Source organism: Caulobacter sp. AP07 (assembly GCF_000281955.1).
Taxonomy (GTDB): domain Bacteria; phylum Pseudomonadota; class Alphaproteobacteria; order Caulobacterales; family Caulobacteraceae; genus Caulobacter.
Map to the genome: position 1 here is coordinate 1 of NZ_AKKF01000077.1, position 5288 is coordinate 5288.

Here is a 5288-nt window from a genome sequence, read left to right on the forward strand (position 1 = left end):
ACATCCAGACCTCGCGGACGGCGGACGGGGTGGCGGGCTACGCCGCGCCGAGGGTCGTGCGGGTGGGGGTGCGGCTGGCGCTTTGAGCCTCAACGCAGCTCAAAAGCCCGTCATCCCCCGCTTTGTGCGGGGGACCCAAGCGGCGGTTCAGTTGATACGCGGAATGATGCGGCCGGCTCGGCTTGGGTCCCCCGAACAAGTCGGGGGATGACGACTGTTTGCAATGAGAAGGTGTCCGTCACCGCACCGACTTTCCCTGAAACACCACCCTCGCCCCCTTGACCACCGCCGCTCCCAACTCCGCCGCGTCCCAGTTGGTCAGCCGCACGCAGCCATGCGACGCGCGCTTGTTGACCAGCCTCGGGTCCGGCGTGCCGTGGATGCCGTAGGTGTCCTTGGTCAGGTCGATCCAGGTCGAGCCCACGGGGTTGTTCGGTCCTGCCTTGATGGTTAGCTTGCTCTTCGGCTTGCCGAAGGTCAGGCGCGAGGGGTCGTAGGTGTAGGTCGGGCGCGGGGCGACGGTATTGACCGCCCACTCGCCGACCGGCGCCGGGCGCTCGGTGCTGCCGACCGTGGCCGGATAGACCGCCAGCAGCCGATCGTCGTCGGCATAGGCCTTGAGCACGCCCCGGGCGTTGTCGATCCCGATGCGGGTCACCTTGCCGTCCAGGCCCTCGGGGCCCAGGGCGGCGACCACGATGGTGGCGCCCGCCTGGCCGAAATCGACGCCGGGGTTGAGCGCCTGGAGCAGCGGCTCGTCCATGTGGAACCGCTCGGCAAGGGCCTCCAGCGGGCTGCCGTAGGACAAGGCCGGCAGCCCGGCCATGGCCTCGTAGTCGTCCTTGGGGAGGTCGGCGACGAATGGGCCGGCGACGTCTTCTTGCGTAATGAGATAGTCGGTCAGGGCCGGGCCGGCGTCGGCGGCGACCAAGGCGTCCCAGACGGCGGGGCTCAGCTTGCCGTCGACGGTCAGGCGGCGGGCCTCCTGGAAGGCGCTGACGGCGATGGCCAGGTTGGAGCCCTCCTGGCCGTCGATGACCCCGGGCGAGAAGTGGGCGCGGTCCAGCAGCACCTGGGCGCGGGTCAGATAGGCCTGCTTGGCCTGCGGCGTCATGGCGGCGGGATCGAAAGCGGCGCCGTTGACGGCCTGGGCCAGAGGCGAAGGCGCGGCCGGGACGGGAGCGGGTGGGGCGGCGACCACCGGCGGCGGGGCTGGGGCCTGGGTGGCTGGCCTCTGCGCGACTGGCGGCTTGCGCTCCGGTGTCGGGTCCGAACAGGCGGCGGTGGCCATGACACAGCCGAGCAGCAGGGCGACAGGACGCGGGATCGAGGGCATGAACAGCTCCAGGCGGAACGCCTTGCCCTTCTGAAGGCTTCAGCCATGGCGAAGTTCCCCACCGCGCCCCCCCGGGGCCAAGGAGCCCCGATTGAAGATCCTGCGTCGGCTGATCTGGGTCCTGGGCGCGCTGGCCGTGCTCGCCGCCGCCTTCGGCGCGTGGCTGATGTGGACCGGCGGCGCCCAGGCGCCCCCGCCGGGCGAAAGCGCCGAATACGCTCCGCCGATCGACCAGCACTTCCCGTCCAGCGACCCGCCGTCCAGCCCGACCTTCATCCCCGCCTCGACGGACGGCGGACCGCCCGAGGACTGCCAGTCCGGCGGTGCCTGGGCCGGCGCCGCCCCGGCCAACGCCGCCTCGCTGACCACCCTGGCCTGGGCGCCGTTCGGGCGCGGCGAGGTCGGCTGGGAGATCTACGCCCCGCGCGTCGCCCACGAGATCGCCACCGCCTGCGCCCCGGGCACGCCGCGCTTCGCCGCCGCCCTGGCCCGATGGCAGGGCGGGCACGGATTGAGGTCCACGGGGACCTTCGACCCGGAGACCTTCGAGGCGATGCAGGCGCGCTGGCGTCGGGCCCGGCCGTTCGCGCGGGTCAACGCCGAGGGAATCTGCCCGGGCGCGCCGCCGGTCTCGGGCCTGGCCACCGCCGGACCGGAGGAGAGCTATGGCGGCAAGACCATCCAACTGCGGCCTGGCGCGCTGGACGCCTATCGCCGGATGGTCGCCGAGGCCAGGGCGGCCGGGGTGGTGCGACGGCCCGAGGCGCTGGCCATCTTCTCGGGCTTCCGCGACCCCGCCGCCGACGCCGCCCGCTGCGCCCAGGACAACAACTGCCAGGGCGTGGTGCGCACCATCTGCTCGGCCCACCGCACGGGCCTGGCCATGGACGTCTACATCGCCGCCGCCCCCGGCTTCGGCCCGGACTCCAGCAACGACGCCAACCGGCTGATCATGACGCGGTCGGACGTCTATCGTTGGATGGTCGCCAACGCCGGGCGGTTCGGCTTCGTCAACTATCCCTTCGAGCCCTGGCACTGGGAGTGGAACGGCGAGCCGATGCTGCCCGGCGTGCCGATCAGCAGCCTGCCGCAGGCCGGGTCGGGCAACCCCACCGACCCGCTGCTCATTCCGCCCGCAACACCGGGGCCGGGCGCTGGGCCAAGGCCAGGGCCGCCGCCAGCAGGCCGCCCGCCGTCGAAAGCCCCGCCGCGCCGGCCAGCAAGGCCATGACCCCGCCCCAGTCGACGCTCCAGCTGGCCTCGAACACCTTGACCACCACCGGCCAGGCGGCGGCGAAGCCCAGGGCCACCCCGGCCGTCCCGGCGATCAGCCCGACCGCGCCATATTCGATGGCGTAGGCCGCCAGGATCTGGCCGCGCGTCGCGCCCAGCACCTTCAAGGTCGCCGCCTCGCGCGCCCGGGCCCGCGCCCCGGCGGCGATCGCCCCGGCCAGCACCAGCAGACCGGCCAGTCCCGCCACCGCCGCCGCCCCGCGCACCGCCAAGGCCAGGCGGTCGAACAGGGCGGCCGCGGCGTCGAGCTGTTCGCGGACGCTGATCACGTTGACGCCTGGAAAGCTGGCGCCGAGCCGGCGGGTCAGGGTGGCCTCGCGGGCCTTGTCCAGGCGAGCGATGGCGACGCTGCGCAGCGCCGCGCCCTCCAGCGCCTTGGTGTCGAGGATCAGGTTGAAATTGGGCCCGAAGCCGCCGAACTCGATCTTGCGCAGCACGGCGATCCTGGCGTCGATGTCGCGGCCCAGGATGCTGAGGGTGACGGTGTCGCCGATCTTCAGCCCGGCGGCGTCGGCGATTTCGGTGTTGATCGCCAGCAGGGGCGGGCCGGCATAGCCGGGCTTCCACCACTGGCCCGCGACCAGGCCGCCGTCGGTCGGCTCGCCGGCCAGCAGCGACAGGCCGATGTCGTTGTCGAAGGCCCAGCGCTGGCCGGGCTTGATGGCGTCGAGGTCGACCGGCTTGCCCTTCAGGCCGCTGATCCGGCCGGTGGCGAAGGGCATGCGCAGATAGGTCTGGGGCGTCGGCGGGCCCATGGCGCGCGCGACCTCGGCGTCGAAGGCGGCGGCCTGGTCGCCGGGGATCTCGGTGAACACCATGGCCGGGGCGGTGCGCGGCGCCACACTGGTGACCTGGGCCAGCAGGGCCGACTGGATCAGCACCACGCAGGCCAGCAGGGCCACGCCCAGGCCGATGGCCGGGCTGGCGGTGCGGGCCGCCGAGCGCGGTCCGGCCAGGTTGGCCAGGCCCAGCTTGGCCGGACCGCTGGCCAGCCGCCGGACCCGGCCCGCCCCCCAGGCGGCGAACAGGCCCAGCGCCCACAGCAGGCCGAACGACACCGCGACGCCGGCGATCATGATCCCGGCCGCGAGCGGCGTCGGGGCGGTGACCACGGCCAGGGCCGCCAGGCCCGCGCCGGCCAGCACCGCGCCCAGGGTTTCCAGGCCCAGCGGGATGCGGCCGCCCAGGCTGCGGCGGAACAGGGCCGAGGGCGGGGTGCGGCGCGCTCTCGCCAGCGGGACCAGCGAGAAGGCCGCCGCCGCCAGCAGGCCGAACAGCCCGGCCTTGGCCAGCGGCCAGGGATAGACCGCGAACAGGGCCGGGATCGGCAGGGACGACCCGGCCAGCTGTCCCAGGATCAGCGGCGCGACGGCCCCGACGACCAGGCCGATGGCCACGCCCAGGGTGGCCAGCAGGCCGATCTGCACCAGGTAGAGGTTGCGGATCAGCGCCCCGTCGGCGCCCAGGGCCTTGAGCACGGCGATCGATGGTTCGCGGGTGGCCAGATAGGCGCTCACCGCCCCGGCCACGCCCAGGCCGCCGGCGACCAGCGAGGCCAGGCCGATGAAGCCGAGGAAATATTCCAGCTGGTCGATCAGCCGCCGCGCGCCGGGCGCGGCGTCGAGCCGGTCGCGAGCCTGCAGGCCGGCGTCGGGGAAGCGGGCGATGGTCGCCTTGCCCAGGGCGCGCGGATCCTGGCCGGCGGGCAGGGCGATGCGCACGGTGCGGGTCGACAGGCCGCCCGGCGCCAGCAGGCCCGAGCGCTCCAGCACCTCGCCCCGGACCATGACGCGCGGTCCCAGGGCGAAGCCGCGGGACAGGCCGTCGGGCTCGCTGACCAGCACGGCGCGGGCGGTCAGGGTGATCGGGCCGGCCTGGAAGCGGTCGCCGAGCTTCAGGTGCAGCCGGTCCAGCAGGGCCGGCTCGACCGCCGCGCCGGCCACGCCGTCGTGGTCGGCCAGGGCGGCGGCCACGCTGGCAGCGCCGTCCAGCTTCACGGTCCCGGCCAGGGGGAAGCGGGTGTCGACGCCGCGCAGGCTGATCAGCCGTCGCTCGCCGCTGGACGCCTGGGCCATGGCCCGCGCGGCGGCGGTGTAGGTGGTGACGCCCAGCGTGTCGAAGGCGGCGCGCTCGGCGGGGCTGAAGTCGCGGTTGTCGACCCCGAACGACAGGTCGCCGCCGAGGATCTCGCGGGCCTGGCTGGCCAGGCCTTGCCGGAAGGCCTCGGCGGTCGAGCCGGCGGCGGCGATGGCGGCGACGCCCAGGGCCAGGCAGGCCAGGAAGATGCGGAAGCCGCGCACGCCGGAGCGCAGTTCGCGGGCCGCCAGCTTCAGAGAGAGGGCGGCCACGCTCAGGCCTCGATCCGGCCGTCGGCCATCCGCACGATGCGGTCGGCGCGCTCGGCCAGCACCGGGTCGTGGGTGACCATGACCAGGGCCGCGCCGACCTCGGCGACGAGGTCGAACATCAGGTCGGCGACGATGGCGGCGGTCTTGGAGTCGAGGTTGCCGGTCGGCTCGTCGGCGAACAGCAGGGCGGGCCGCGCCGCCAGGGCGCGGGCCAGGGCCACCCGTTGCTGCTCGCCGCCCGACAGCTGGTGCGGATAGTGGGTCAGGCGGGCCGACAGGCCGACGCGGTCCAGCCACTGGCGGGCGGGGGG

At 74.3% G+C, this 5288-nt stretch carries 4 protein-coding genes; 1 reads left to right on the plus strand and 3 read right to left on the minus strand.

Features of this window, described 5'->3' with window-relative positions:
• Positions 1-238: 238 nt before the first annotated feature.
• On the minus strand, positions 239-1336 hold the full coding sequence (locus PMI01_RS05445; protein WP_007664929.1) for a L,D-transpeptidase family protein: 1098 nt from the start codon (positions 1334-1336) through the stop codon (positions 239-241).
• A gap of 91 nt (positions 1337-1427) precedes the next feature.
• Here PMI01_RS05445 and PMI01_RS05450 point away from each other — a divergent pair, with 91 nt between their 5' ends.
• Entirely contained in the window at positions 1428-2567 is a 1140-nt protein-coding gene (locus tag PMI01_RS05450; protein ID WP_007664931.1) for a M15 family metallopeptidase, read from the plus strand.
• Here the strand turns inward: PMI01_RS05450 and PMI01_RS05455 are convergent.
• Together PMI01_RS05455 and PMI01_RS05460 are read right to left on the minus strand one after the other, a co-directional pair.
• A complete protein-coding gene (locus PMI01_RS05455; RefSeq protein WP_007664933.1) occupies positions 2461-4977 on the minus strand; it encodes an ABC transporter permease in 2517 nt (838 codons plus the stop codon). The genes PMI01_RS05450 and PMI01_RS05455 overlap by 107 nt on opposite strands.
• A gap of 2 nt (positions 4978-4979) precedes the next feature.
• The coding region (locus tag PMI01_RS05460) for an ATP-binding cassette domain-containing protein (RefSeq protein WP_007664935.1) at positions 4980-5288 on the minus strand (309 nt) is incomplete at its 5' end.